This window comes from Plantibacter flavus, assembly GCF_900177615.1.
Classification (GTDB): Bacteria; Actinomycetota; Actinomycetes; order Actinomycetales; family Microbacteriaceae; genus Plantibacter; species Plantibacter flavus.
The window spans coordinates 609,277-631,875 of record NZ_FXAP01000001.1; the positions used below are offsets into that span (position 1 = coordinate 609,277).

Sequence of the window (22,599 nt, forward strand, 5' to 3'; positions counted from 1 at the left end):
GGTCCTCCAGGGGTGGATCAGGGGCGCTGCTCTGGCCCGTCGCTGCCGGACGCCTCGCCGCCCTGCTCGATGGCCAGGTGCTTCCGGCGACGGAACACCTGATCGCGGACCTTGCCGAAGCCGGAGCTGCCGGAGACGGCCCGCATCCGCGGCTCGAGGTCGAGCGGGACGACGAACGGCGCCGGCCCGAACGCCTGACGCGCTGCTCGGACGACCTGGCGACCGAGCATGTGGTTGCCGATCCCGCCGACGGCCGCTCCGACGCCGAAGGGGAGCGCCTTGCCGATGACGCCGGCGCTGCCGCTCGCCGCGAAGTGCTTCACGAAGCGCACTCGCAGCTGGTCGGCGACCGGGCCCACGATCATCGACGGCAGACCCTGGGTGATCGTCTGGCCCCAGAACGCCTGCCGCGGGACTCCCTTGCCGGCCGCCTGGGAACCGAAGTTGCGCAGGAGGTCGGTGCCGGCCTTGCCGAGCATCATGGTCATGACGAGCGCGCGGGATCGCATCGGATCCGCCAGGGCGATGCCGTGGACCTCGGTGACCGACTGGGCGAACAGGGCGGTCGCCTCGAGGAACCCCGCCGTCTCGACACCGGAGAGCGCGAGGGTCGTCGCCGTCCCGATCGCCGGGACGACAGCGGTCGCGCCGACGGCGGCCCCCGTCGTCGTCACCGTCGTGAGGTACCGGCGCTCCAGGACGCGGATGAGCTGGTCGGCCGTCGCGTTCGGGTACATCCGCCGGATCGAGCGGATGTGCGCCACGACCACCGGTCGCTGGACCCAGAGCAGTCGGTCGAGCGCCCGCACCCATCCCGGCTCGGGCAGCATGGGCTGCTGTGCTGCGGCGGTGGGGAACTGGGCGGGACCTGGAACGGGTCCCTGCTGCGGTCCGGTCATGACGACCTCCTCGTGGGCGGGGCGGCCAGTCTACGTCGACCCACTGCGGGTCGACTGACGCTTGCTGGCGGGCCTCAGCTGTTGTAGTCGGCGTTGTAGCGGTCGAGCACGTCGTCGATCGGGGCGTCGAGTACGAGCGCCCCCTTGTCGAGGTAGAGCCCCCTCGTGCAGAACCGCCTGAGGTCCTTCTCGTTGTGCGAGACGAAGAACAGGGTGCGCCCGCCCTCGAGGAGTTCCTCGATGCGCCGGTAGCACTTCTCGCGGAACGCCCGGTCGCCCACGGCGAGGACCTCGTCGACGAGGATGATCGGCTCCTCGAGCTGCGCGATCACCGCGAAGGCGATGCGGACCTTCATCCCGCTCGAGAGGTGCTTGTACGGGGTGTCGATGAAGTCGGCGATCTCGGCGAACGCGATGATGTCGTCGAACCGTCCGTCGATCTCTCGGCGAGACATGCCGTGGAGGCCGGCCGTCAGGTACACGTTGTCGCGGACCGTCAGGTCGTTGACGAAGCCACCGGTGATCTCGATGAGCGGCGCGACGCCCTCGCGCACACCGATGGTGCCCTCGTCGGGCAGCACGACGCCCGCGACGAGCTTGAGCAGCGTCGACTTGCCTTGACCGTTCCGACCGACGACGCCGATCGCCTCGCCCGGGGCGACATCGAAGGAGACGTGGCGCAGGGGCCAGAACTCGCCCGGCTTCGAGCGGCGGTCGCGACCAGCGAAGAGGTCCTTGAAACTCCGCCGACCGCCACGGTTGCGCCGGAACCGGATACCTGCGTCGGAGACCGAGATCGCCGGTCGACCGGCGGTTGCGTTACCTGTGGGCATCAGATCTCCTTCAGCACGGAGCGCTCGCAGCGCTTGAAGACGAGGAGACCGACTGCGAGGATGACCGCCGACATGGCGGCGGACACGCCCACGAGGTGCCAGTTGAGTTCCTGTGGGAAGAACGCGGAACGGTACAGCGCGAAGATGCCGCTGAGCGGGTTGAACGCCGCGAAGGGCTCGATCTTGTCGGGCAGCGCCGTCGTGCTGTAGATGATCGGCGTCGCGTAGAACATGAACCGCAGGACGAGCTTGACGGCTCGCTCGAGATCGCGGAAGAACACGACGAGCGGAGCGACGATCAGGCAGAGCCCGATGGTCAGGACGGCTTGGATGACGATGGCGAGCGGGAACAGCACGATGTCGAGGTTCACCTGCGCGCCGCTGAAGATCGCGAAGGCCGCGAGGACCGGGAGCGCCGCGAGGAACTCGATGCCCTTCGACAGCACGATCCGATTCACCCAGATGGTGCGGGGGATCGTCGTCGAACGCACGAGCTTCGCCTCGCGCAGGAAGGCGCGCGTGCTGTCGGACACCGAGCCCGTGAACCACATCCACGGCAGCAGGGCGGCGAGGAGGAACACGATGTACGGTTCCTCGCCGACGTCGCGCCGGAACACCTGCGTGAAGACGAACCAGTAGATCCCGCTCATGACGAGGGGGTCGAGGATGGACCACACGTAGCCGAGCGCGCTCGTCGAGTAGCGCACACGCAGGTCTCGGACGGTCAGGATCCAGAGCGCGTGGCGATACCTCGCCGAACGCGACATCCTTGGCCGCGTTTCAGCAGAAGAACTCACGTGACCAACCTTATCGAGGCGACGCAGGAACGCCGCCCGCGACGCTCAGCGTCGGGACGGCGTTCGTGCGCGATGTGGACGGGACCCTCAGACGAAGAGGTTCGCGCGCTCGAGGTCCTCGGCGAAGTCGACCTCGACCGCGTAGAGGTCGGAGATGTCGACCGGCTCGACGAGCATGCCTTCGCGCTCGATGGCGAGCTCGATGCCGCGCTCGAAGTAGTCCTGGTCGCCGACCTTGGTCAGGTAGCGGTGCAGCATCGTCTTGTCCTGCGACGAGATGTAATTGATGCCCACGGCCTCTCCGAGCCCGCCGACGACGGTCTTCGAGAGCTCCTTGATGTAGCCCTCGGCGCTGGTCGTGTACTTGACCTCCTCGTCGGACACCTTGGAGGTGTTGACGGTCACGAAGGACCGGTCCTTGGCGATCATCGCGGCAGCGCGATCGAGGACAGCGGGGTCGAAGACGACGTCGCCGTTCATCCAGAGCACGCCGCCGGCCTGAGATGCGGCGAGGGCGCGCATGAGGCTCTTCGAGGTGTTGGTCTGGTCGTACTGCTCGTTGTAGACGAAGGAGGCGTCAGGGAAGGCCTCGATGATGTGCTCGAGCTTGTAGCCGACGACGATCGTCACCTTGGCGCTCGCTCCGAACGCGTGGTGGATGTTGTCGAACTGCTGCTGCATGATGGTGCGGCCGTCGCTGAGCTCGGTCAGGGGCTTGGGGAGCGAGCGGCCGAGACGGCTGCCCATCCCTGCGGCAAGGATCACTACCTGGGTGGTCACGTTGTTCTCCTCAGTGTGGGTATGGAATCACGCGGTGCCACGATGCTGTGGACGATTCACCGAGGATTAACCAAGACGTGCATTGAAAGACACTCCGTTATGCCAAAATACAGGCTAGCCGCGGTGAACTCCGTCTGTCAGGGGTTCCCAGGGTCCGTTGTCGTTTTGTGATCGACCACCCGGCGTTTACACAGCTTGGGGGAGATGTGTCAACCGTTCATCCTGAGACTCCGCTGTCCGCTGCGGCCGCCGCTGTTGGTAGGTTTGCTTGGTGACTTCCACGACTCCGCCAGATCCCGCTCAGCAGCCCGCGCCTGCCGACGGCACGTCGACGAGTCCGGGTACGCCGAACCCCGCCGACGCCGCTGGTGCACCTGCGCCGACGGCCGCTTCCGACGATCAGGCCGCTGCGGCGCCGACAGCACCGAAGCGCGCACCGCGCTCGACGACGGCTCGGGCATCCGGAACGGCGAAGGCTCCGGCGAAGCGAGCGAGCACGCCACGCACCCGCACCACGTCGGCGAGCGAGACCTCGGGGGAGTCCGAGGACGCGGCCGCACCGGCACCCAAGACGACCACGGCACGCTCGACGACCGCTCGGACCTCGGCGGCGAAGACCACGGCCACCAAGTCGACGACGGCGCGCACCACCGCCGCGAAGCGCACGCCCGCGAAGTCGGCCGCTGCAGCCGGTGGTGCGGAGAGCACTGAGTCGGCCGAGACGACCACCGCCCCGAAGACGCCCAGGTCGACGACGGCGCGCCCCGCAGCCGCGAAGCCGGCGACCAAGGCCGCAGGCGCCAAGACGACCACCGCCCGGACCTCGACGACGAAGTCCACGACGGCCCGGACTCCGGCCAAGCGCACACCGGCGCGCACCAGCGCCGCGAAGCAGACCGAACAGACGGCCGCCGCGGGTGCCGCCGTCCTCGACGAGGTCAGCGCACCGGGATCGGTCGACCGGGCGACGACGTCGACCGCGCCCGAGCAGTCTTCCCCCGAGGTCGTCGACCGGATCGCCGTCGACGAGCCTCGGCCCGACGACACGCAGACCGAGACCCCGACGAACGCGTCATCCACTGCCGAGAAGACTCCGGACGACACGGCCCGGCAGACGACGCCGTCGGAGTCCGTGTCGGTGGCGCCTGCGCCGGAGGAGGTCGTCGCTCCGGCGGCAGCCCCCAAGCGTCCTGTCGGTCGTCCCGCGTCGACCCCGCCGGCCGCCGCCACCTCGTCGCCCGCAGCGACGACGGCGCAGCGCACCGAGGCTGCCGACGACGACGCACATCCCGTCGTCCTGTCGATCTCGGGACTCGTCAAGCAGTTCGGCGACACGGTCGCGGTCGACGGCGTCGACCTCGAGGTCCGCCGGGGCTCCTTCTACGGCATCGTCGGGCCCAACGGCGCCGGCAAGACCACCACGCTGTCCATGGTCACGGGGCTCCTCCGTCCCGACGCAGGGTCCATCACCGTCCAGGGGGTCGACGTCTGGCAGGATCCCGCCGAGGCCAAGCGGGCGATCGGTGTGTTGCCCGACCGGCTGCGCCTGTTCGACCGCCTGACCGGTAGTCAGCTCCTGTACTACTCCGGCGTCCTGCGTGGGCTCGACCCCGCGACCGTCAAGTCGCGGACCGCCGATCTGGCCCGTGCCTTCGGCCTCGACGACGCGCTCGGTCGTCTCGTCTCCGACTACTCGGCGGGCATGACGAAGAAGATCGCGCTGGCAGCCGCACTCATCCATTCGCCGCGGCTCCTCATCCTCGACGAGCCCTTCGAATCGGTCGACCCGGTCTCCGCGGCGAACGTCATCGAGATCCTCCAGCGGTACGTCGCCAACGGCGGAACCGTCGTGCTCTCGAGCCACGGCATGGACTTCATTCAGCGCGTGTGCGATCACGTGGCCATCATCGTGCAGGGCAAGGTGCTGGCCGCCGGGTCCGTCGACGAGGTGCGCGGAACGGGCACGCTCGAGGAGCGGTTCGTCGAGCTCGCCGGGGGCCGCAAGTCGGCAGAGGGAATGGAATGGTTGCACAGCTTCTCCGACTGAAACTGCAGCTGACGCTCAACGCGTTCCGCCGCAGCCCCTGGCGACTGGTCGGGCTCGTCCTCGCGATCGCGGTCGGCGTGTGGATCGTCGTGCTCGCGAGCACCGGTCTCGTCGCGCTGCGCGGTGGCGATCCGGAGGTCACCCGCAACCTGCTCGTGCTGGCCGGATCGGCCGTCGTCCTGGGGTTCATCATCCTTCCGCTCGTCTTCGGTGTCGACGATCAGCTGGATCCTCGGGCGTTCTCCCTCTTCGGGCTGCCCAACCGCACCCTGTCCGCCGGCTTGCTCGTGGCGGCGCTCGTGTCGGTGCCGTCGCTCGTCCTCGCCGTCCTCGCGGCCTCGTCGGTGGTCACCTGGTCGCGGTCGCCGTTACCCGCCGTCCTCGCCGTGGTCTCCGCCGTCCTCGGCGTGCTGCTCTGCGCGCTCCTGGCCCGGATCGCCACCTCGATCTCCGCGAGTCTCCTCTCGACGCGTCGCGCCAAGGAGGTCATGGGTGTCCTCGGGCTGGTGCTCATCATCGCCGTGGCCCCGGCGATCATCGCTCTCACCACCGTGGACTGGCAGCGCGACGGATTCGCCGTCCTCGGCCGGGTCGCTGACATCCTCAGTTGGACCCCGCTCGGCGCCGTCTGGTCGTTCCCCGGAGATGCCGCACTCGGCGGCATCGCACCGGCGGTCGTCAAGCTGCTGCTCACCGCGGCGACCATCGCTCTGCTCTGGTTCGCCTGGCAGGCGTTCGTCGCCCGACTGCTCGTGGCGCCGGAACGCCTCGGGACGGGCCGAGACAGCACCGGTCTGGGCTGGTTCGACCTGCTCCCCGGTTCCCCGTCCGGAGCCATCGCCGCTCGGAGCATGACCTACTGGCTGCGCGACCCGCGGTACCTCGTCTCGCTGGTGATCATCCCGATCGCGCCTTTCATCTTCTTCGTGCCCATGCTGGTCGCCGGCATCCCGATGAATGTCCTCGCACTCGTCCCACTCCCGGTCGTGTGCTGGTTCCTCGGCTGGCTCCTGCACAACGACCTCGCCTTCGATTCGACCGCGGTCTGGTTGCACGTCGCCTCGGGGGTCCGCGGACGATCGGATCGGATCGGCCGGCTCTTCCCCGTGCTCCTCATCGGCATCCCGCTCATCGCGGTCGGGTCGACGCTGAGCATCCTGTTCTACGGCGACTGGGACGCCCTGCCGTCGATGATCGGGGTGAGCACGTGCCTGTTGTTCAGCGGTGCCGGTGTCGCGAGCTTCGTGTCCGCGCGGTTCCCGTACCCGACGTCGCTTCCCGGCGACAGCCCGTTCCAGCAGCCGCAGGTCCCGGGCAGCAGCGGCATGTCCGCGCAGTTCCTGAGCCTGCTCGGTACGGTGCTCCTCACGATTCCCGCCGGCTGGCTGGCCGTGCTCGGGCTCACCGGTGAACCGAACTGGAACTTCGGGGCACTCGCGGTCGGTGCGGGTACGGGCATCCTCGTCCTCGTGATCGGGATCTTCGCCGGAGGTCGCGTCTTCGACCGTCGCAGCCCCGAGATCGTCGGCTTCGCCAGCTCGCACTGACCCGACGTCGGCGACCGGATCGGCCCGCAGGAGACCCGGGTGCCGTCCGGCGGTACCATGGAGCCATGGCGCAGCATGACAGCACGAAGCAGCAGATGAGCACGATCGATCCCGGTGGCACGCCCGACGGTGGGAGCACGGCGATCATGGATCGTGAGCTCGAGGAGCTGATCGAGAGCGAGAACATCGAGCCCGGCGATCACGAGCGGTTCTCGCACTACGTCAAGAAGGAGAAGATCCTCGAGTCGGCGTTGAGCGGCAAGCCGGTGAAGGCGCTCTGCGGCAAGAAGTGGACGCCGGGTCGCGACCCCGAGAAGTTCCCGATCTGCCCGGCCTGCAAGGAGATCTACGAGAAGCTCCTCCGCGACTGACGCTGGAGCGCACCGCGGCCGACGCTGAGACGCGTCGCCGCGGTCAGCCTTCGAGGTAGACGGTCGGGAGCACGGGGTCGCCGCGGGTGAGGCTGACGGCCCGGGGTGGCAGTTCCGCTACCGCCTGCGCCCGGTGTTCCCTGGCCTGACGCGTCCCCGCGGCACCGAGGTACTGCTCGTCCACGAGTCCGCCTTCGACGAGCTGGACCATCAGGGGGCGTTCCGAGGCGGGATCGGCCGCACCCTCGTGTTCGCCCGCAGGACCGTCGCCGAGGTAGATGCGCTCCTCGCGGGCGATACCGTGCCGATCGTAGGCACGCGCAGCGGTCTTGCGGCCGCCGACGGTCGCCTTCTCGGCTGACTTCTTCGCGACGCTGATCCAGTCGCCCTGGTCGTCGCGGTGCGCCACGAGCTTGTAGACCATGCCCATGGCGGGGGAGCCGGAGCCGGTGACCACGGAGGTGCCGACACCGTAGGAGTCGACCGGGGACGCGGCCAGGGCCGCGACGGCGTGCTCGTCGAGGTCGTTGGTGACCGTGATGCGGGTCGACGTGGCGCCGAGTTCGTCGAGGAGGCGGCGGACCTGGCCGACGACGATCGGCAGATCGCCGGAGTCGATGCGCACGGCTCCGAGCTCCGGGCCGGCGAGGCGCACGCCGAGTCGCACGGCCTCCTCGATGTCGTAGGTGTCGACGAGCAGCGTTGTACCGGCGCCCATCGTGTCGATCTGGGCTCGGAAGGCGTCCTCTTCGGAGTCGTGCAGGAGGGTGAAGGAGTGCGCGGCCGTCCCCATCGTCGGGATGCCCCAGCTGCGTCCGGCCTCGAGGTTCGAGGTGGCGCTGAAGCCGGCGATGTACGCTGCCCGGGCTGCGGCGATGGCCGACCGCTCGCCCGTCCGACGGGAGCCCATCTCGGCCAGGGGGCGGCTGCCCGCCGCTGAGGTCATGCGCGCGGCGGCCGTGGCGACGGCGCTGTCGTAGTTGAACACGCTGAGCGCCAAGGTCTCGAGGATGACGGCTTCGGCGAACGTGCCCTCCACGACCAGGATCGGCGAACCGGGGAAGAAGACCTCGCCCTCGCGGTAGCCCCAGATCGATCCCGAGAAGCGGTAGTCGGCGAGCCAGTCGAGCGCCGTCGTGCTGACGACGCCCTCCTCGCGCAGCCACTCGAGTTCCGATTCGCCGAAGCGGAAGTGCTTGAGCAGTTCGAGGAATCGGCCCGTGCCGGCCACGACGCCGTAGCGACGGCCGCCGGAGAGGCGTCTGGCGAACAGCTCGAACAGGCACTCCCGATCCGCGGTGCCGCGGTGGAGGGCGGCGTCCAGCATCGTGAGTTCGTATCGGTCGGTGAGGAGAGCTGAGGACTCGTGCACCCGTTCAGCCTAGCCGCGAGCGTGCTCGGAACGTGGTGATCGGTCGGTCAGCGACGTCCATCGGCAGGGACGGTAGGCTGGGTCATCGTGAACGACGCACCCATCGGCATCTTCGACTCCGGCGTCGGCGGACTCACGGTGGCGAGAGCGGTCAGCGACCAGCTCCCCGCCGAGTCCGTGATCTACATCGGCGACACGGCCCACTCGCCCTACGGCCCGAAGCCCATCGCCGACGTGCGGCGCTACTCGCTCGAGGTCCTCGACTCGCTCGTCGACCAGGGCGTGAAGATGCTGGTGATCGCCTGCAACACCGCATCGGCGGCGATGCTCCGCGATGCACGCGAACGCTACTCGGTGCCGGTGGTCGAGGTGATCCAGCCCGCTGTGCGGACCGCGGTCCGGAGCACGAGGAACGGGCGCATCGGCGTCATCGGGACCGAGGGCACGATCAACTCGCGGGCGTATCAGGACCTCTTCGAGGTCAATCCCGAGCTGACGGTGTTCGGCCAGGCCTGCCCCCGGTTCGTGGAGTTCGTGGAGGCCGGCGTCACGACCGGCCCCGACCTCCTCGAGGCCGCGGAGGAGTACCTGGCCCCGCTCCGGCACGCCGGCGTCGACACCGTGGTCCTCGGATGCACCCACTACCCCTTCCTCAAGGGCGCGATCAGTTACGTGATGGGTCCGCAGGTGTCGCTCGTCTCGAGCGACACCGAGACCGCGAACGACGTCTACCGCGTGCTCGTCACCCGTGACCTGCTGCGCGACAGCAGCGAACCTGCCACCCACCGGTACGAGGCGACCGGGAGCAGTGCCGACGACTTCATCGCCCTCGCCAACCGTCTGATGGGTCGGGAGATCTCCACCGTCTCGCTCGTCCAGACCGGCGTCATCGACCTTCCATCCCACCAGTTCGAGGAGCACATCCATGAGTGACATCGCGCGCGCCGACGGCCGCACCAACGACCAGCTGCGTCCCATCACGATCGAGCGCGGCTGGAGCGAGCAGGCCGAGGGGTCGGCACTCATCAGCTTCGGCCGGACGAAGGTGCTCTGCACGGCCTCGTTCACCAACGGCGTGCCGCGCTGGCTGAACGGCAAGGGTCGTGGCTGGGTCACCGCGGAGTACGCGATGCTGCCCCGTTCCACCAACGAGCGGATGGACCGTGAAGCGGTCAAGGGGAAGATCGGCGGTCGTACCCACGAGATCTCGCGACTCATCGGTCGGAGCCTCCGCGCCGTGATCGACACCAAGGCCCTCGGCGAGAACACGATCGTCATCGACTGCGACGTCCTGCAGGCGGACGGTGGCACCCGCACAGCGGCGATCACCGGCGCCTACGTCGCCCTCGCCGATGCGATCGAGTGGGCGCGCGGCAAGAAGTTCATCTCGCAGAAGGCGTCGCCCCTCACGGACAGCGTCTCGGCCGTCTCGGTCGGCATCATCGACGGTGTGCCCATGCTCGACCTCGCCTACGTCGAGGACGTGCGCGCCGAGACCGACATGAACGTCGTCGTCACTGGCGGCGGATCGTTCGTCGAAGTGCAGGGGACGGCCGAGGGCGCCCCGTTCGACCGCCGCGAACTCGACTCCCTGCTCGACCTCGCCGTCGGTGGCGCTGCGTCGCTCAAGGCCATCCAGTTCGAGGCCCTCGGACGCTGATGGGCGTCGAGATCGTCCTCGCGACGCACAACCAGCACAAGGTCGAGGAGTTCCAGCGGCTCGTCAGCCGCGACGTCCCCGGGATCACGGTCCTCGCCTACGACGGCCCGGAGCCCGTCGAGGACGGAACGACCTTCAGCGAGAACGCGTTGATCAAGGCGCGGGTCGCCGCCGCCCACACCGGCTCCATCGCGCTCGCCGACGACTCCGGCATCGGCGTCGAGATCCTGGGTGGATCGCCGGGTATCTTCTCGGCGCGCTGGGCCGGCTCGCAGCACGACGCGACCGCGAACCTCGCCCTCCTCCTCGATCAGCTGCGGGACGTGCACGAGGAGCATCGTGCCGCCTGGTTCGCCTGCCACCTCGCCCTCGTGGTGCCACCGGGGATCGATGGGATGGAGCCGTTCGAGCACGTCGCCGTCGGCACCTGGCGCGGAACCCTCGCGACGGAGCCGAGCGGGACGAACGGCTTCGGGTACGACCCGGCGTTCATCCCGGACGGCGAGCGACGGACGGCGGCGGAGCTGTCACCGGCGGAGAAGAACGAGCTGAGCCACCGCGCGCTCGCCTTCCGAGCACTCGTCCCGGTGCTGCAGCGGCTCGTGCCCGAGGAGCCCGCCTCGACCGCCAGCTGAGCATGATACTCAGGACCATTCCTATCTCGGCATGAACCCTTCCGCGGGCGCTGGGAAGCTCCTACGGTTGATGCATCATGGGTCACGATCACGCACACGCCGGCACCGCCAACCGCAGGAGACTCGCGGTGGCGATCGCCATCATCGCGACCGTCCTCGTAGTCGAACTCGTCGGCGCCTGGGTGAGCGGTTCGCTGTCCCTCCTCGCCGACGCCGGGCACATGCTGTCCGACCTCACCGGGCTGATCATCGCGCTCGTCGCCACGATCGTCGCCGCCCGACCGGCCACCGACCGCCAGACCTTCGGGTATCAGCGCGCGGAGGTGTTCGGCGCGCTCATCAACGCGCTCATCCTGATCGCCGTCGCGGTGTCGGTCCTCATCGAGGGCGTGTCCCGCCTCGTCGAGCCGGCGGACGCGGAGGTCAAGAGCCTGCCGATGTTGATCGTCGCCGTCATCGGTCTCGTGGCGAACCTCGCCGCCCTCCAGGTGCTGCGCGGTGGCCGTGACACGTCGATCAACATGCGCGGTGCCTACCTCGAGGTCCTCGGCGACCTCCTCGGTTCGATCGCCGTGATCATCGCCGCGGTGGTCATCATGGCGACGGGTTTCGCTCAGGCGGATGCCATCGCATCGCTCGCGATCGCCGCGATGATCGTGCCGCGGGCGTGGTCGTTGCTCCGCGACGTCGTCCACGTCCTCAGCGAGTCCGCACCGTCCGACACGGACGTGCAGGAGATCAGGGACCATCTGCTCGGCACCGAGGGGGTCGTCGCCGTCCACGACGTCCACGTCTGGCAGATCACGTCCGGCCAGCCCGTCTTCTCAGCACACGTCGTCGTCGAGCAGCAGGTGTTCGCCGATGGTGGCACGGGGGAGCTGCTCGACCGTCTCGGTTCGTGCCTCCACGACCACTTCGACGTCGAGCACTCGACGTTCCAGCTGGAACCCGAGGAACACGCCTCGCATGAGGAGTCGCACCACCGCTGACGCGTGGGCGGTCCGGCCGTGGCGACCGCTCGTGCGGGCGGCGCCACCGGTGATCAGACCGTGTCGTTCCCGCGGTCGCGCTTGAAGACGTCCTGGTCGGCGAGCTTCGAAGCCGCGGCCCGACGCTCCTCCTCGGTGATGGTGCCCTGCAGCGCCTTCGCCTTCCGGCTCGACTGGATGTAGTGCCAGGTGGTCGGGATGAGGGTGAGGACGACGGCTCCGATGAGGATGACGTCGATGTAGTTCTGCACGAAGGTGGCGACCGGGGGGATGTATCCGAGCAGGTAGCCGAAGAAGGTGAGCCCGGCGCCCCAGATGAGCGCGCCGATGAGGTTGTAGAGCGAGTACTTCTTGTAGTTCATGTGGCCGATGCCGGCCGCGACCGGGGCGAAGGTCCGGACGATCGGCACGAAGCGCGCCAGGATGACCGCGAGAGCGCCGAAGCGCTCGAAGAAGGCGTTCGTCCGTTCGACGTTCTTGATGCTGAAGAGGCCGGACTCCTTGCGTTCGAACACCTTCGGCCCGAGTTTGTGCCCGATGAGGTATCCGACCTCGCCGCCGAGGAACGCGGCGAACCCGATCGCGAGGCAGACCCACCAGATGTCGATCTCGATGACGCGGGCGGAGCCGAACGCGAGGAGGCCGGTGATGACGAGCAGGGTGTCGCCGGGGAGCAGGAATCCGACGAGGAGGCCGGTCTCGGCGAAGACGATCGCGCAGACCACGACGAGGGCCCAGGGACCGACGGCCGTGATGATGCCCTCCGGGTCGAGCCAGGGGATGAGGGCGGTGTGGACCATGCGGAGCTCCTGCTGTAGGGGGAGGGATGGAACGGCGTACGACGATGTCGCGTGCGGGAGAAGGGACTTGAACCCTCACGCTCGAAAGCACAGGAACCTAAATCCTGCGTGTCTGCCAATTCCACCACTCCCGCGGCCCGCTCAGTCTACGGGAGCGAGGTCGGGAACGTCCTGAGCTTCGGGGGAGGAGCCATGGACAGCGGAGCCCGGGTCGGCCCGTGTATGCTCGGCACCATGCGAACGACGTGTGCAACGAGCTGGTGGCCCGCCTCCTAGGCGGACCGCGCACGTGCACACACGACGACTCGACCGCCTGACAGGGCGGTCGTTCTCGTTCGGAGGCCCTGTCGGATCGGTCCCAGCCTGAGGACACCACCATGACCACCCTGCTCCACCGCGTGCTGCACGCCGGCCCCGACTTCCCGTTCGCGGTGCTCCGCCGACACGGCAGCGACGCCGTCGACCTCTACACGGGCGACGTCGTCGACGTCGAGTCGCTCGCCGACATCCCGCTCGGAGCCACCGGCGACGACCACCAGCCCGAGGTCCTCACCCTCGTGCCCTATCGCCAGGTGCGCGAGCGCGGCTTTGCGGCGATGGACGACGGCGCTCCGCTGCGCTGCCTCGTGGTGAGCGAGCGTGAGACGGTGACGCTCGACGAGGTGCTCGAGCGACTCCCCGCCGACGCGGTCCCGCTGGTCGACGGCGGGTTCGACGTCTCCGACGAGGACTACGCGTCGATCGTGCGCCGCGTCATCGAGGATGAGATCGGACGCGGCGAGGGCGCCAACTTCGTCATCCGCCGCGAGTTCACCGCGACGACCGAGGTGCCGGCCGAGCGCGCCGTCCTCGCGTGGTTGCGCGCGCTCCTGTCGGGGGAGACCGGCGCCTACTGGACCTTCGCCGTGCACACGCCGGGCGTCTCGATGGCCGGCGCGACGCCCGAGCGCCACGTCGCGGTCGCCCGCGACGCGACGACCGGTGAACGCACCGTCACCATGAACCCCATCAGCGGCACCTTCCGCCACCCACGCTCCGGCGCGACCGGCGACGACTTCCGCGCGTTCCTCGGCGACGTCAAGGAGACCGAGGAACTCTTCATGGTCGTCGACGAGGAGATGAAGATGATGAGCCGGGTGTGCGCCTCCGGTGGACGCATCCTCGGCCCCTACGTCAAGCAGATGTCGCGCCTCACCCACACCGAGTACCTGCTCGCCGGGACGAGCGAACTCGACGTCCGCGAGGTCCTGCGGTTGACGATGTTCGCACCGACGGTCACCGGCTCGCCCATGCAGAACGCGTGTTCGGTCATCGCCCGCCACGAGCGGAACGCGCGCGGCTACTACTCCGGCGTGCTCGCGCTGTTCACCCCGGTGGGCGACGGCGACTACGAACTCGACGCACCGATCCTCATCCGCACCGCCTATGTCGACGACGCGGGTCTCGTCCGCGTTCCCGCCGGTGCGACGCTCGTCCGTCACTCGGATCCCGAGTCGGAGGTCGCCGAGACGGCGGCGAAGGCGGCCGGCGTGTTGACCGCGCTCGGCGTCATGGCACCCGCCGAGCTCGGCCCGACCGTCGACCTCGCGGCGGAACCCGGAGTACAGGACGCGCTCCGAGCGCGGAACGAACGGTTGGCGTCCTTCTGGTTGCAGCCGCAGCACCCGGCGCCCGTCGGTTCGCTGTCGGGCCGTACCGCGGTCATCGTCGACGCCGAGGACGAGTTCACCGCGATGCTCGCCCACCAGCTGCGTCACTTCGGGATGACCGTCAGCGTTGAGCACTGGTCGGCGGTGACCGACGCGCTCGTGGACGTCGACCTCCTCGTCGCCGGTCCGGGTCCGGGCGACCCGCTCGACCTCGCCGACCCGCGCGTCCGCCGGATGCACGAGATCGTGTCCGCGCGCCTCGCCGCCGGGGCGCCACTGCTCGCCGTCTGCTTGAGTCACCAGGTGCTGGCGATCCAGCTCGGGCTGCCGATCGAACGCCTCGACGCGCCCCGACAGGGGCTGCAGCTCGACCTCGACCTCTTCGGTGAGCAGTCGCTGATCGGGTTCTACAACACCTTCACCGCACGGCTGGCGGGTGAGGCTCCGGTCGGTGGGGTCGAGATCGCCGCCGATGCTGCGTCTGGCGACGTGTTCGCGATGCGTGGTCGCGGGTTCGCGTCGGTCCAGGGGCACCTCGAGTCGGTGCTGTCGCGCGACGGGCTCCGGACCCTCGGGTCGCTCGCGGGCCACGCGCTCGCGGGTGTCGCGTCCGGGCGATCGGCTGCCCCCGTCGGCTCCTGAGCGTCATGCACTGCCTGGGTGGTCGGTGACGCCGATCGCCCAGGCGACGGGCCGGGCTGAGCAGTCGGTCAGGCGTCCGCCTGGTCGAGCGTCGTGAACGGTGTGACGTCGGCCAGCTGCGGGCCGAGGCCGATGTCGATCAGTCGGACGTCGCCGGCGTAGGCCGAGCCGGGCGGGATGAGGAGCCCGGCCTTCACCGCGCCGAAGGTGACCGTGACCTCCGCCGGCAGGACGGCACCCTCGGGGACGCTTCCCTCGTCGGGGTCGATGCCGCTCGGGACGTCCACGGCGACCACCGTCGGTCCGCCGGAGTTCTGCACGACCGGTAGGACCGCCTCGACGATCGCCTTCGGCGCACCGCGCAGGGTGGGGTTCCGGCTTGCCCCGATCCCGAAGACGGCATCGACGACGATCGCAGCGCCCTTGGCTTCGTCGGCGGTGTCGTCCGGTTCGGCGGGGGAGTTCATGAGGAAGCGGACACCGGCCTCGACCGCCGCGGCGTAGCCCGCCTCGTGCGCGTGGTCGCCGGTCCTGGCCACGACGAGGTCGATCGGGACGTCGTCCGGACCGGTCGTGCCGGCGAGCTCTGCCGCCGCGAACAGGGCGTCACCGCCGTTGTCGCCTGAGCCGACGAGCAGCAGGATCTTCCAGACGTCGGGTGCCTCGCCCTCGAGGCCCTCCGCGCGATCGGCGAGGACCGTCCGCAGTTCTTCGGCGAGTCCGTGGGCGGCTCGCGCCGTGAGCGGTTCCCCGGCGTCCAAGAGTGGTGCCTCTGCGGCTCGGACCTGGTCTGCGGTGTAGCCGTTGATCATGGCGCCCACTCTTCCGGCTCGGGTCGACCGCCGCAAGCGGTTGCGGCGTGGGACCAGCACAGGAATCACCTCTGGATCCTGGCGTGTGCCAGGGCTACCATGCCTGCATGTGCCGGAACATCCACACCCTTCACAATTTCGAGCCGGCGGCGACCGACGACGAGGTCGAGGCCGCGGCGCTCCAGTACGTGCGGAAGATCAGCGGGTCGACGAAGCCGTCCCAGGCGAACGCTGAGGCCTTCGAACGGGCGGTCGCGGAGATCGCCCACATCACCCGCCACCTGCTCGAGGACCTCGTGACGACCGCCCCGCCGAAGGATCGCGAGGTCGAGGCGCAGAAGGCGAAGGAGCGTTCGGCGAAGCGGTTCGCCACGGTGTGAGCGAGACCGCCGGGTCCCGACCGGGTCAGGCGAGTTCGAGTCGGATGTCCGGGTGGCCGGCGAAGACCTCGAGGAGGAGGTCGAAGTAGGTCTTGCCTCGGCCGGCGTCGAGGTCGTCGAGCTGCGTGTTGATCCGGGCCGTGTCGAACGGTGCGCCCCGCTCGAGCTTCTCCTGCAACCAGGCGCGGGTGGCCGTGACGCCGAGTGCGGTGCGGCTCGCGTCATGCTCCGTCCAGACGAAGCGCACGTCGTCGAGATCGCGGAGCGCACCGATCCCGCCGTAGAGGATGTCGTCGAGGGCGTCGAGGCTGGGGCCGAGATCCCAGTCCTCGTCTTGCATCACGAGCTCGTTCATCACGTCGTAGAACGAGGAGATGTCGTGGATGCGGGAGCCGTCGATGCGGAAGGTGGTCGGCACGGTCCCCGAGCCTAGTGACCGGTCGGTGACGCGTCGAGCGGGTGGTGCTGTGGATAACTTCTGCGGGGTGTGGCCGGTGTTCGTCAGGATGGCGGCATGGGGACAGCGGCGGAGATCATCACGGCGCGCGTGCGTGACCGGGTGCGTGAGGAGTTCGGGGAGCCGGGTCGGCGTGGGGGCGCGGGGCGGATCGCCCGTGAGGAGGTGCGTCGCTACAACGAGCGGGCGTTGAACGACACGACGCCGCTCATCGACGATGAGCACGGGATGACGAGCGAGGTGCTCGCCGCGGTGACGGGGTTCGGGGCGATCCAGCCGTTGCTCGATGATCCGAGTGTCGAGGAGATCTGGATCAACGAGCCGACCAAGGTGTTCGTCGCCCGCGGCGGGGTGTCGGAGCTCACGGACGTGGTCCTCGGCGAAGGTGATGTCCGCGACCTCGTGGAGCGGATGCTGCGCGCCACCGGTCGTCGGGTCGACCTCGCGAACCCGTTCGTCGACGCCTCGCTTCCGGACGGCTCGCGGTTGCACGTCGTCATCCCCGACGTCACGCGTCGGCACATGTCCATCAACATCCGCAAGTTCTCCGCGCGGATCCGCGACCTCGGTCAGCTCGTGGCCGCAGGGTCGATCAGCTATCAGGCCGCTGAGTTCCTCCGCGCCAGCATGACCGCGGGGGCCAACCTGCTCGTGTCCGGCGCGACGCAGGCCGGCAAGACCACGATGCTCGGCGCCCTCATCGCCTCGTTGGACCCGGCCCTCCGCATCGTCACCGTCGAGGAGACCTTCGAGCTCGCGCCGGGCAACCGCGATGTCGTCGCGATGCAGTGCCGACAGGCCAGCCTCGAGGGCACCGGAGAGATCACCCTCCGCAGGCTCATCAAGGAAGCGCTCCGGATGCGGCCGGACCGCATCGTCGTCGGCGAGGTCCGGGAGGCGGAGAGCCTCGATCTCCTGATCGCCCTCAACAGCGGATTGCCCGGGCTCTGCAGTATCCACGCGAACTCCGCGCGCGACGCGATCGGCAAGCTCTGCACGCTGCCACTGCTGGCTGGCCGGAACATCGACTCGGGGTTCGTGCGCCCGGCCGTCGCATCCTGCGTCGACCTCGTCGTTCACTGCGAGCTCGACCGGTCCGGACGCCGACGGGTGGCGGAGATCATCGCGGTCGGCGGGAGCGGGGAGTCCCACACGATCGAGGCCTCCACCCTCTTCGCGCAGCGAGACGGAGAGCTCCGCGCCACCGGTCGCTTCCCGCTGAACGACGCGAAGTACCGTGCGGCCGGGATCTCGCTCGCCTCGATCCTCGCCGTCGGCGAGCGATGAGTCTCGTCGTCGGAGCGGTCCTCGCCGCTGGCCTCCTCCTCACCGTCGCACCCTGGTGGTGGCCGGACCCTGAGCCGCTGCGCGACACCCTGGAGCGATGGAGGCCGATTGCTGCGCTCCGCGAACTCCTGATCCTGGCCGGTCTGCCCGGTCGGTACTGGGCGGCCGCCATCGTGGTCTCCGTCCTCACCGGTCTCGTCTCCGGCGCGGTGGTCCAGGCGCTCTGCCGGGTCCTGCCGTTGAGCGTCGTCGTCGCCGTCGCCGGACTCGTCGCCCCGGTGATCGTGCTCCGAGCCCGCGCCACCTCGCGACGTCGCCTGCAGCGGGGACTGTGGCCGGATGTCGTGGACCACCTGTTGTCCGCGATCCGGTCCGGGCTCTCGCTCCCGGATGCGGTGGCCGCGCTCGACACCGTCGGACCCGCACCGCTCCGCCCGGCGTTCGCCGCGTTCAGCGCCGACTACCGGGCTGCCGGCCGCTTCGCCGACGGCATCGACGACCTGAAGACCGCGCTCGCCGACCCGGTCGCGGACCGCATCCTCGAGACGGTGCGCATGGCCCGCGACGTGGGAGGCACGGAACTGCCGGCGGTACTCCGAGCGCTGTCCGCGGGGCTGCGCGAGGAGTCGGCTATCCGAGCTGAAGCCGAGGCCCGGCAGTCCTGGGTGGTGAACGCCGCCAGGTTGGGCGTCGCGGCACCCTGGGCGATCCTCCTGCTCCTGTCGTCCCGGCCGGAGGCCTCGGCCGCCTACAACTCCCGGGAGGGAGCGGTCCTGATCATCGCCGGCGTCGTGGTCTCCGCTCTCGCCTACCAGGCGATGCTCCGCGTCGGACGGCTCCAGCCCGAACGACGGTGGTTCCGGTGAGTGCCGACGGAGCGTGGGCCCTCAGCCTCGGAGCGATCCTCGGGGTCGGCCTCTGGGCGCTCGCGATGCTCCTGCCGGCACTCGGAAGACCACGGCTCGCGGACCGCATCGCCCCCTACGTCGCCGACCTCTCCAGCGACGCCCGCTCGCAAGCCGCGCGCCGCTCGACCGACCCGCTACCAGTCCTCGGGACCCTGCTGGTTCCGGTCCTCCGCGCCGTTCGATGGTCGCTCGGCCTGGTCGGCGCCGATCAGGAGCTCGTCATCCGTCGATTGGGTCAAGCCGGGGGACCGACGCTCGAGCGGTACCGACTGCTGCAACTCCTCTGGGGGCTCGGCGGCTTCGCGGTCGCCGCGGCGCTCGCCGTGTTCTCCTTCAGCAACGGTCGGCTCCCGCTCCCGTTCGCCGCACCACTTCCCGCGGTCGGGGCGGTGGCCGGAATCGTCCTCCGCGACCAACTGCTGGCGCTCGCCGCCAGTCGGCGCCTCGCGCGGATCGAGGAGGAGCTGCCGACGGTGCTCGAGTTCCTCAGTCTGAGTCTCGCGGCCGGCGAAGCGATCACGGACGCGACGGACCGCGTGGCGCGCATCGGGTCCAGCGGAGAACTCGGCAGGGAGTTCCGCCGGGTGATGGCGGAGGTCTCCACCGGTATCCCGTTCGCCACCGCACTCCGGCAGTTCGAGGCACGACTCGCGATGCCGATGCTGTCGCGATGCGTCGACCAGATCCTCGGTGCGCTCGAACGCGGCACACCGGTCGCAGCCGTGCTCCTCGACCACGCACACGACGGACGCGACACCGCCAAACGCCGTCTCCTCGAATCCGCCGGGAAGAAAGAGGTCGCGATGCTCGTGCCCCTCGTCTTCCTGATCCTGCCCCTGTCCATCATCATCGCCGTCTTCCCCGGGGTGTTCGTGCTCCGGACCGGCTTCTGACGAAAGGTTCCACATGTCCTCCCCCTCCTTCCTCGACCGCACGCTCGACCGGAGTCGTTCCCTCCTCACCGAGGAGCGCGGCGACGTCCCCGGCTGGGTCCTCATCACGCTCATGACGGCCGGGCTCGTCCTCCTCATCTGGGGTGTCGCCGGCCCGGCGCTCACGCAGGTGTTCGAACAGGCCATCGACCGTGTCTCCGGCATCTGAGCCCGAGATCGGCGGATGGCGGACGCGACTCGTGCGCGGCGAGGACGGATCAGCCGTCGCCGAGTTCGTGTTCGTCGGAGCGATCCTCACCGTCCTGATGATGTCCGTGGTCCAGCTCGCACTGGCCCTGCACGTCCGGAACACGCTCATCGACGCGGCGGCGGAAGGAGCCCGGTTCGGCGCACTGGCCGACACCGAACTGCTCGACGGCGCCGACCGGGCACGCCAGCTCATCGCCGTCGCCGTGGGCGAGGGCTACACGGGTGACGTCAGCACCACGCTGGCCGAACGTCGCGGAGCCGGCATCGTCACCGTGACCGTCCGCGCACCGCTTCCGGTCGTGGGCTTGATCGGGCTGCCCGGCGTCTTGGAGGTGGAGGGTCATGCAGTCCTCGAGACACTCGAGTGATGAGCTGCGTCGCCGACCGACCGCACTGGACGACGACGGATCGGCCTCCCTCGAGTTCATCACCGTCGGTCTGGTCCTCCTCGTGCCGATCGTCTATCTCATCGTCGCGCTCGCCGAGGTGCAGGCGGCGGTGCTCGCGGCCGGCGGGGCCGCGGCGCAGGCGGCGAAACTCTACGCGCGGGCCGACGACGACGCCACGGGTCGCGACCGCGTCGAGGACTCGCTCGCGCTCGCGCTCGACGACTTCGGGCTCGACCGGTCCCAGTCGTCCGTCACCCTCGACTGCGCACCAGCCGGTCTCCCGTGCGGGCAGCGCGGCGGTGCCGTCACGGTCACCGTCGACATCCTCGTCGTCCTGCCGCTGATGCCCGAGATCGTCGGCGTCCAGGCCGCGGTCCCCGTGACCGGCGCCGCCACGGCACCGATCTCCCGGTTCGACGACCGGTTCAGCGAGGCGGAATGAGAGTGCCGGGCGGACGCCGACGTCCGGATGTCAGCGAGGAGGACGGGTCCACCATGCTCCTGACGATCGGATTCGCCGTCGTGGCGCTCGCCGTGGTCCTCGTCGGGAGCGCTGCCACATCCCTGTACGTGGAGCACAAGCGGCTCCTCGATCTCGCCGACCGACTGGCAGCGACCGCCGCGGAGTCCTTCTCCATCGACGACGTCACGATCCAGCCCGACGGAACCTTCCGACCCGTCCTCGACGACGACTCGGTCCGTTCGAGTGCGCGCGACGACCTCGCCACCGGTGGTGCGGGTGCGCTCACCGGAGTCGAGATCGTCGCGGCGCGGACGCCCGACGGCCGGAGCGCGGAGGTCTCGCTGGCGTCGGACTGGCGGCCGCCGATGCTGACGCTGTTCGTCCCGCAGGGCCTCCGGATCGAGGCGACGGCGAGCGCGCGCAGTGTTTTCTGGTGACGGCGGACGGGCCCCCGACGATCAGGGGAACGGGCGCGTGCCTCGGTCGATGAAGCGGGGGATGAACCGGAAGAGGAGGAATGCGCCGATGAGCCCGACACCGCCGATGGTGCCGGCGGCGAGGGAGATCGACGCAGCCGCAGTGATCCCGGACATCGCCAGTGGAGCGGCGGCGGTGCCCGCGTCACCCAGGAAGCGATAGGCGCCGAGGAACGGCGCGGGACGGTCCGGTGGCGCGAGGTCGGAGCCGAGGGTCATGAGGATGCCGCTACCGAGCCCGTTGGAGAGTGCCAGCACGAGCGCGACGGCGATGAACCAGACCCGCGCCTCATCGAGGTCGTGCGTGAACGCCAGGACGATGAACCCGGAGCCCAGCCCGATCATCGAGGGTACGGCGGTCCAGATCCGCCCCCAACGATCCATGACCTGACCGCTGGCGTAGAAGAGGGCGAACTCCACCGCGCCGACGACGCCGATGATGAGCGCCGTGTCCGTCTCCGATACGCCGATGCTCACGGCCCACAGGGGGAGCAGGACCGCCCGGCACGAGCGCAGGGCGCCGACGAGCGCGGCGGTCGTCCCCATCCTGGTGAGGACCGCGCCGTGGGCTCGGATCGAAGCGATCAGGCCACTCGACTCCTCGGACGCGAGCTCCTCACCCTCGGTCCGCTCCTCGCCGTCGGCGGTGCGCTTCGACGGCGGTCGCCCGAACATCTCCGCAGGGTCGGGGAGGACGAGCAGGGTGACCGCCGACCCGGCGCAGCAGATGACCATCACCCAGAACGCCGCCTGCGACGTCCCGGTGAGGTGGATGACGCCCGCCGCCAGGAACGGGCCGATGAACGTGCCGGCGCGGAAGACGCCGCCGAGCGAGGAGAGCGCCCTCGCCCGGTACCGCATCGGCACGTACGTCGTCATGAAGGCGTGCCGTGCCAGACCGAACACGGCGGTCGCGAGCCCGATACAGAAGATGCCCACGGCGAGGACGAACGGATTGGGGGAGATGGCCGCCGTGGCGACCCCGACGACCGCGAGCAGCGCCGCCCACATCATCGCGAAGCGTTCGCCGATCCGACTGACGATCCACCCGGAGGGGACGTCGCCGACGAGTTCGCCGAGCATGATGAGCGATGAGATGACGCCGGCGACGGCGAGCGTCGCCCCCAGGTTCCCGGCGACGGCCGGGATGATCGGGATGATGGCGCCTTCACCGATCGAGAACAACAGTGTGGGGAGGAAGACCGAGACGGCCACGGAGCGCAGCTGGAACGGGCGTTCGTCGGAAGTCATCCCCTCGATCGTA

The 22,599-nt window shown here is 69.5% G+C and carries 25 protein-coding genes and 1 tRNA gene; 16 read left to right on the forward strand and 10 right to left on the reverse strand.

Going from position 1 to position 22,599, the window contains the following annotated elements:
* Nucleotides 1-17 precede the first annotated feature (17 nt).
* The 4 genes from B9Y95_RS02870 to B9Y95_RS02885 all read right to left on the reverse strand — a co-directional run bounded on the left by B9Y95_RS02870 (nucleotide 18) and on the right by B9Y95_RS02885 (nucleotide 3,309).
* Nucleotides 18-899 carry a hypothetical protein gene (locus tag B9Y95_RS02870; protein ID WP_085510551.1) on the reverse strand — a complete coding sequence of 294 codons (882 nt, stop codon included), beginning with the start codon at nucleotides 897-899 and terminating at the stop codon, nucleotides 18-20.
* Between the two features lie 74 nt (nucleotides 900-973).
* Entirely contained in the window at nucleotides 974-1,732 is a 759-nt protein-coding gene (locus tag B9Y95_RS02875; RefSeq protein ID WP_085510552.1) for an ABC transporter ATP-binding protein, read from the reverse strand.
* Nucleotides 1,732-2,499, reverse strand: coding sequence for an ABC transporter permease (locus B9Y95_RS02880; RefSeq protein ID WP_085510553.1), 768 nt, complete (start codon nucleotides 2,497-2,499; stop codon nucleotides 1,732-1,734). Before B9Y95_RS02880 ends, B9Y95_RS02875 begins: the two co-directional genes overlap by 1 nt.
* A 117-nt stretch (nucleotides 2,500-2,616) precedes the next feature.
* Complete coding sequence (locus B9Y95_RS02885) at nucleotides 2,617-3,309, reverse strand: phosphocholine cytidylyltransferase family protein (protein WP_064296200.1); 693 nt, start codon at nucleotides 3,307-3,309, stop codon at nucleotides 2,617-2,619.
* A gap of 271 nt (nucleotides 3,310-3,580) precedes the next feature.
* Here B9Y95_RS02885 and B9Y95_RS21180 point away from each other — a divergent pair, with 271 nt between their 5' ends.
* From B9Y95_RS21180 to B9Y95_RS02900, 3 genes are all read left to right on the forward strand, one after another.
* The gene (locus B9Y95_RS21180) at nucleotides 3,581-5,356 is read left to right on the forward strand and encodes an ABC transporter ATP-binding protein (RefSeq protein ID WP_412458812.1); all 1,776 of its coding nucleotides are present in this window, start codon (nucleotides 3,581-3,583) and stop codon (nucleotides 5,354-5,356) included.
* Nucleotides 5,332-6,903, forward strand: coding sequence for a hypothetical protein (locus B9Y95_RS02895; protein ID WP_085510554.1), 1,572 nt, complete (start codon nucleotides 5,332-5,334; stop codon nucleotides 6,901-6,903). Before B9Y95_RS21180 ends, B9Y95_RS02895 begins: the two co-directional genes overlap by 25 nt.
* Nucleotides 6,904-6,998: 95 nt before the next feature.
* Nucleotides 6,999-7,274, forward strand: a complete 276-nt coding sequence (locus B9Y95_RS02900) for a DUF3039 domain-containing protein (RefSeq protein WP_064296346.1) — start codon at nucleotides 6,999-7,001, stop codon at nucleotides 7,272-7,274.
* Nucleotides 7,275-7,317: 43 nt separating this feature from the next.
* Here B9Y95_RS02900 and B9Y95_RS02905 read toward each other — a convergent pair whose 3' ends face one another.
* A complete protein-coding gene (locus tag B9Y95_RS02905; protein ID WP_085510555.1) occupies nucleotides 7,318-8,646 on the reverse strand; it encodes a nicotinate phosphoribosyltransferase in 1,329 nt (442 codons plus the stop codon).
* 87 nt (nucleotides 8,647-8,733) lie between these two features.
* Here B9Y95_RS02905 and murI point away from each other — a divergent pair, with 87 nt between their 5' ends.
* From murI to B9Y95_RS02925, 4 genes are all read left to right on the forward strand, one after another.
* Nucleotides 8,734-9,579, forward strand: a complete 846-nt coding sequence (murI, locus tag B9Y95_RS02910) for a glutamate racemase (protein WP_071260977.1) — start codon at nucleotides 8,734-8,736, stop codon at nucleotides 9,577-9,579.
* Nucleotides 9,572-10,306: a ribonuclease PH gene (gene rph, locus B9Y95_RS02915; protein ID WP_064296204.1), complete on the forward strand. Its 735-nt coding sequence runs from the start codon at nucleotides 9,572-9,574 to the stop codon at nucleotides 10,304-10,306. The genes murI and rph overlap by 8 nt, the downstream gene beginning before the upstream one ends.
* Nucleotides 10,306-10,941 carry an RdgB/HAM1 family non-canonical purine NTP pyrophosphatase gene (gene rdgB / locus B9Y95_RS02920; RefSeq protein WP_085510556.1) on the forward strand — a complete coding sequence of 212 codons (636 nt, stop codon included), beginning with the start codon at nucleotides 10,306-10,308 and terminating at the stop codon, nucleotides 10,939-10,941. The genes rph and rdgB overlap by 1 nt, the downstream gene beginning before the upstream one ends.
* 77 nt (nucleotides 10,942-11,018) lie before the next feature.
* The gene (locus B9Y95_RS02925) at nucleotides 11,019-11,930 is read left to right on the forward strand and encodes a cation diffusion facilitator family transporter (RefSeq protein ID WP_085510557.1); all 912 of its coding nucleotides are present in this window, start codon (nucleotides 11,019-11,021) and stop codon (nucleotides 11,928-11,930) included.
* 53 nt (nucleotides 11,931-11,983) lie between these two features.
* Here B9Y95_RS02925 and B9Y95_RS02930 read toward each other — a convergent pair whose 3' ends face one another.
* Nucleotides 11,984-12,730: a DedA family protein gene (locus B9Y95_RS02930; RefSeq protein ID WP_085510558.1), complete on the reverse strand. Its 747-nt coding sequence runs from the start codon at nucleotides 12,728-12,730 to the stop codon at nucleotides 11,984-11,986.
* 52 nt (nucleotides 12,731-12,782) lie between these two features.
* Nucleotides 12,783-12,864 (reverse strand) — tRNA-Leu (locus B9Y95_RS02935).
* Between the two features lie 243 nt (nucleotides 12,865-13,107).
* Between B9Y95_RS02935 and B9Y95_RS02940 the strand changes: the two genes are divergently transcribed.
* On the forward strand, nucleotides 13,108-15,021 hold the full coding sequence (locus B9Y95_RS02940; RefSeq protein ID WP_085510559.1) for an anthranilate synthase family protein: 1,914 nt from the start codon (nucleotides 13,108-13,110) through the stop codon (nucleotides 15,019-15,021).
* A 68-nt stretch (nucleotides 15,022-15,089) separates the two neighbouring features.
* On the opposite strand, the gene B9Y95_RS02945 is transcribed toward B9Y95_RS02940, so the two are convergent.
* On the reverse strand, nucleotides 15,090-15,833 hold the full coding sequence (locus tag B9Y95_RS02945; protein WP_085510560.1) for an NAD(P)H-hydrate epimerase: 744 nt from the start codon (nucleotides 15,831-15,833) through the stop codon (nucleotides 15,090-15,092).
* Between the two features lie 107 nt (nucleotides 15,834-15,940).
* On the opposite strand from B9Y95_RS02945, the gene B9Y95_RS02950 reads away from it, so the two are divergent.
* Entirely contained in the window at nucleotides 15,941-16,213 is a 273-nt protein-coding gene (locus tag B9Y95_RS02950) for a DUF2277 domain-containing protein (protein WP_085510561.1), read from the forward strand.
* 25 nt (nucleotides 16,214-16,238) lie between these two features.
* Here the strand turns inward: B9Y95_RS02950 and B9Y95_RS02955 are convergent, their stop codons facing one another.
* On the reverse strand, nucleotides 16,239-16,631 hold the full coding sequence (locus B9Y95_RS02955; RefSeq protein ID WP_234993940.1) for a barstar family protein: 393 nt from the start codon (nucleotides 16,629-16,631) through the stop codon (nucleotides 16,239-16,241).
* A gap of 96 nt (nucleotides 16,632-16,727) precedes the next feature.
* On the opposite strand from B9Y95_RS02955, the gene B9Y95_RS02960 reads away from it, so the two are divergent.
* Genes B9Y95_RS02960 through B9Y95_RS02990 form a run of 7 tightly spaced genes read left to right on the forward strand, consistent with a single transcriptional unit; the run spans nucleotide 16,728 to nucleotide 21,296 of the window.
* On the forward strand, nucleotides 16,728-17,957 hold the full coding sequence (locus B9Y95_RS02960; RefSeq protein WP_085510562.1) for a TadA family conjugal transfer-associated ATPase: 1,230 nt from the start codon (nucleotides 16,728-16,730) through the stop codon (nucleotides 17,955-17,957).
* Nucleotides 17,954-18,823, forward strand: coding sequence for a type II secretion system F family protein (locus B9Y95_RS02965; protein WP_085510563.1), 870 nt, complete (start codon nucleotides 17,954-17,956; stop codon nucleotides 18,821-18,823). Before B9Y95_RS02960 ends, B9Y95_RS02965 begins: the two co-directional genes overlap by 4 nt.
* Nucleotides 18,820-19,758: a type II secretion system F family protein gene (locus B9Y95_RS02970; protein ID WP_085510564.1), complete on the forward strand. Its 939-nt coding sequence runs from the start codon at nucleotides 18,820-18,822 to the stop codon at nucleotides 19,756-19,758. The genes B9Y95_RS02965 and B9Y95_RS02970 overlap by 4 nt, the downstream gene beginning before the upstream one ends.
* Before the next feature lie 13 nt (nucleotides 19,759-19,771).
* Nucleotides 19,772-19,966, forward strand: a complete 195-nt coding sequence (locus tag B9Y95_RS02975; protein ID WP_085510565.1) for a hypothetical protein — start codon at nucleotides 19,772-19,774, stop codon at nucleotides 19,964-19,966.
* Entirely contained in the window at nucleotides 19,950-20,375 is a 426-nt protein-coding gene (locus tag B9Y95_RS02980) for a TadE/TadG family type IV pilus assembly protein (RefSeq protein WP_234993941.1), read from the forward strand. The genes B9Y95_RS02975 and B9Y95_RS02980 overlap by 17 nt, the downstream gene beginning before the upstream one ends.
* The gene (locus B9Y95_RS02985) at nucleotides 20,350-20,838 is read left to right on the forward strand and encodes a hypothetical protein (protein ID WP_085510567.1); all 489 of its coding nucleotides are present in this window, start codon (nucleotides 20,350-20,352) and stop codon (nucleotides 20,836-20,838) included. The genes B9Y95_RS02980 and B9Y95_RS02985 overlap by 26 nt, the downstream gene beginning before the upstream one ends.
* Before the next feature lie 53 nt (nucleotides 20,839-20,891).
* The gene (locus B9Y95_RS02990; protein ID WP_137241923.1) at nucleotides 20,892-21,296 is read left to right on the forward strand and encodes a hypothetical protein; all 405 of its coding nucleotides are present in this window, start codon (nucleotides 20,892-20,894) and stop codon (nucleotides 21,294-21,296) included.
* Nucleotides 21,297-21,317: 21 nt separating this feature from the next.
* Here B9Y95_RS02990 and B9Y95_RS02995 read toward each other — a convergent pair whose 3' ends face one another.
* Nucleotides 21,318-22,586 (reverse strand): MFS transporter, encoded by a 1,269-nt coding sequence (locus B9Y95_RS02995; RefSeq protein WP_085510569.1) that lies wholly within the window; start codon nucleotides 22,584-22,586, stop codon nucleotides 21,318-21,320.
* Nucleotides 22,587-22,599: the final 13 nt, after the last annotated feature.

Coding starts and splice junctions, on each gene's coding strand:
- B9Y95_RS02870 (WP_085510551.1), bottom strand. CDS start 899: ATGACCGGACCGCAGCAGGGACCCGTTCCAGGTCCCGCCCAGTTCCCC.
- B9Y95_RS02875 (WP_085510552.1), bottom strand. CDS start 1,732: ATGCCCACAGGTAACGCAACCGCCGGTCGACCGGCGATCTCGGTCTCC.
- B9Y95_RS02880 (WP_085510553.1), bottom strand. CDS start 2,499: ATGTCGCGTTCGGCGAGGTATCGCCACGCGCTCTGGATCCTGACCGTC.
- B9Y95_RS02895 (WP_085510554.1), top strand. CDS start 5,332: ATGGTTGCACAGCTTCTCCGACTGAAACTGCAGCTGACGCTCAACGCG.
- B9Y95_RS02900 (WP_064296346.1), top strand. CDS start 6,999: ATGAGCACGATCGATCCCGGTGGCACGCCCGACGGTGGGAGCACGGCG.
- rph (WP_064296204.1), top strand. CDS start 9,572: ATGAGTGACATCGCGCGCGCCGACGGCCGCACCAACGACCAGCTGCGT.
- rdgB (WP_085510556.1), top strand. CDS start 10,306: ATGGGCGTCGAGATCGTCCTCGCGACGCACAACCAGCACAAGGTCGAG.
- B9Y95_RS02925 (WP_085510557.1), top strand. CDS start 11,019: ATGGGTCACGATCACGCACACGCCGGCACCGCCAACCGCAGGAGACTC.
- B9Y95_RS02930 (WP_085510558.1), bottom strand. CDS start 12,730: ATGGTCCACACCGCCCTCATCCCCTGGCTCGACCCGGAGGGCATCATC.
- B9Y95_RS02940 (WP_085510559.1), top strand. CDS start 13,108: ATGACCACCCTGCTCCACCGCGTGCTGCACGCCGGCCCCGACTTCCCG.
- B9Y95_RS02945 (WP_085510560.1), bottom strand. CDS start 15,833: ATGATCAACGGCTACACCGCAGACCAGGTCCGAGCCGCAGAGGCACCA.
- B9Y95_RS02950 (WP_085510561.1), top strand. CDS start 15,941: ATGTGCCGGAACATCCACACCCTTCACAATTTCGAGCCGGCGGCGACC.
- B9Y95_RS02960 (WP_085510562.1), top strand. CDS start 16,728: ATGGGGACAGCGGCGGAGATCATCACGGCGCGCGTGCGTGACCGGGTG.
- B9Y95_RS02965 (WP_085510563.1), top strand. CDS start 17,954: ATGAGTCTCGTCGTCGGAGCGGTCCTCGCCGCTGGCCTCCTCCTCACC.
- B9Y95_RS02975 (WP_085510565.1), top strand. CDS start 19,772: ATGTCCTCCCCCTCCTTCCTCGACCGCACGCTCGACCGGAGTCGTTCC.
- B9Y95_RS02985 (WP_085510567.1), top strand. CDS start 20,350: ATGCAGTCCTCGAGACACTCGAGTGATGAGCTGCGTCGCCGACCGACC.
- B9Y95_RS02990 (WP_137241923.1), top strand. CDS start 20,892: ATGCTCCTGACGATCGGATTCGCCGTCGTGGCGCTCGCCGTGGTCCTC.
- B9Y95_RS02995 (WP_085510569.1), bottom strand. CDS start 22,586: ATGACTTCCGACGAACGCCCGTTCCAGCTGCGCTCCGTGGCCGTCTCG.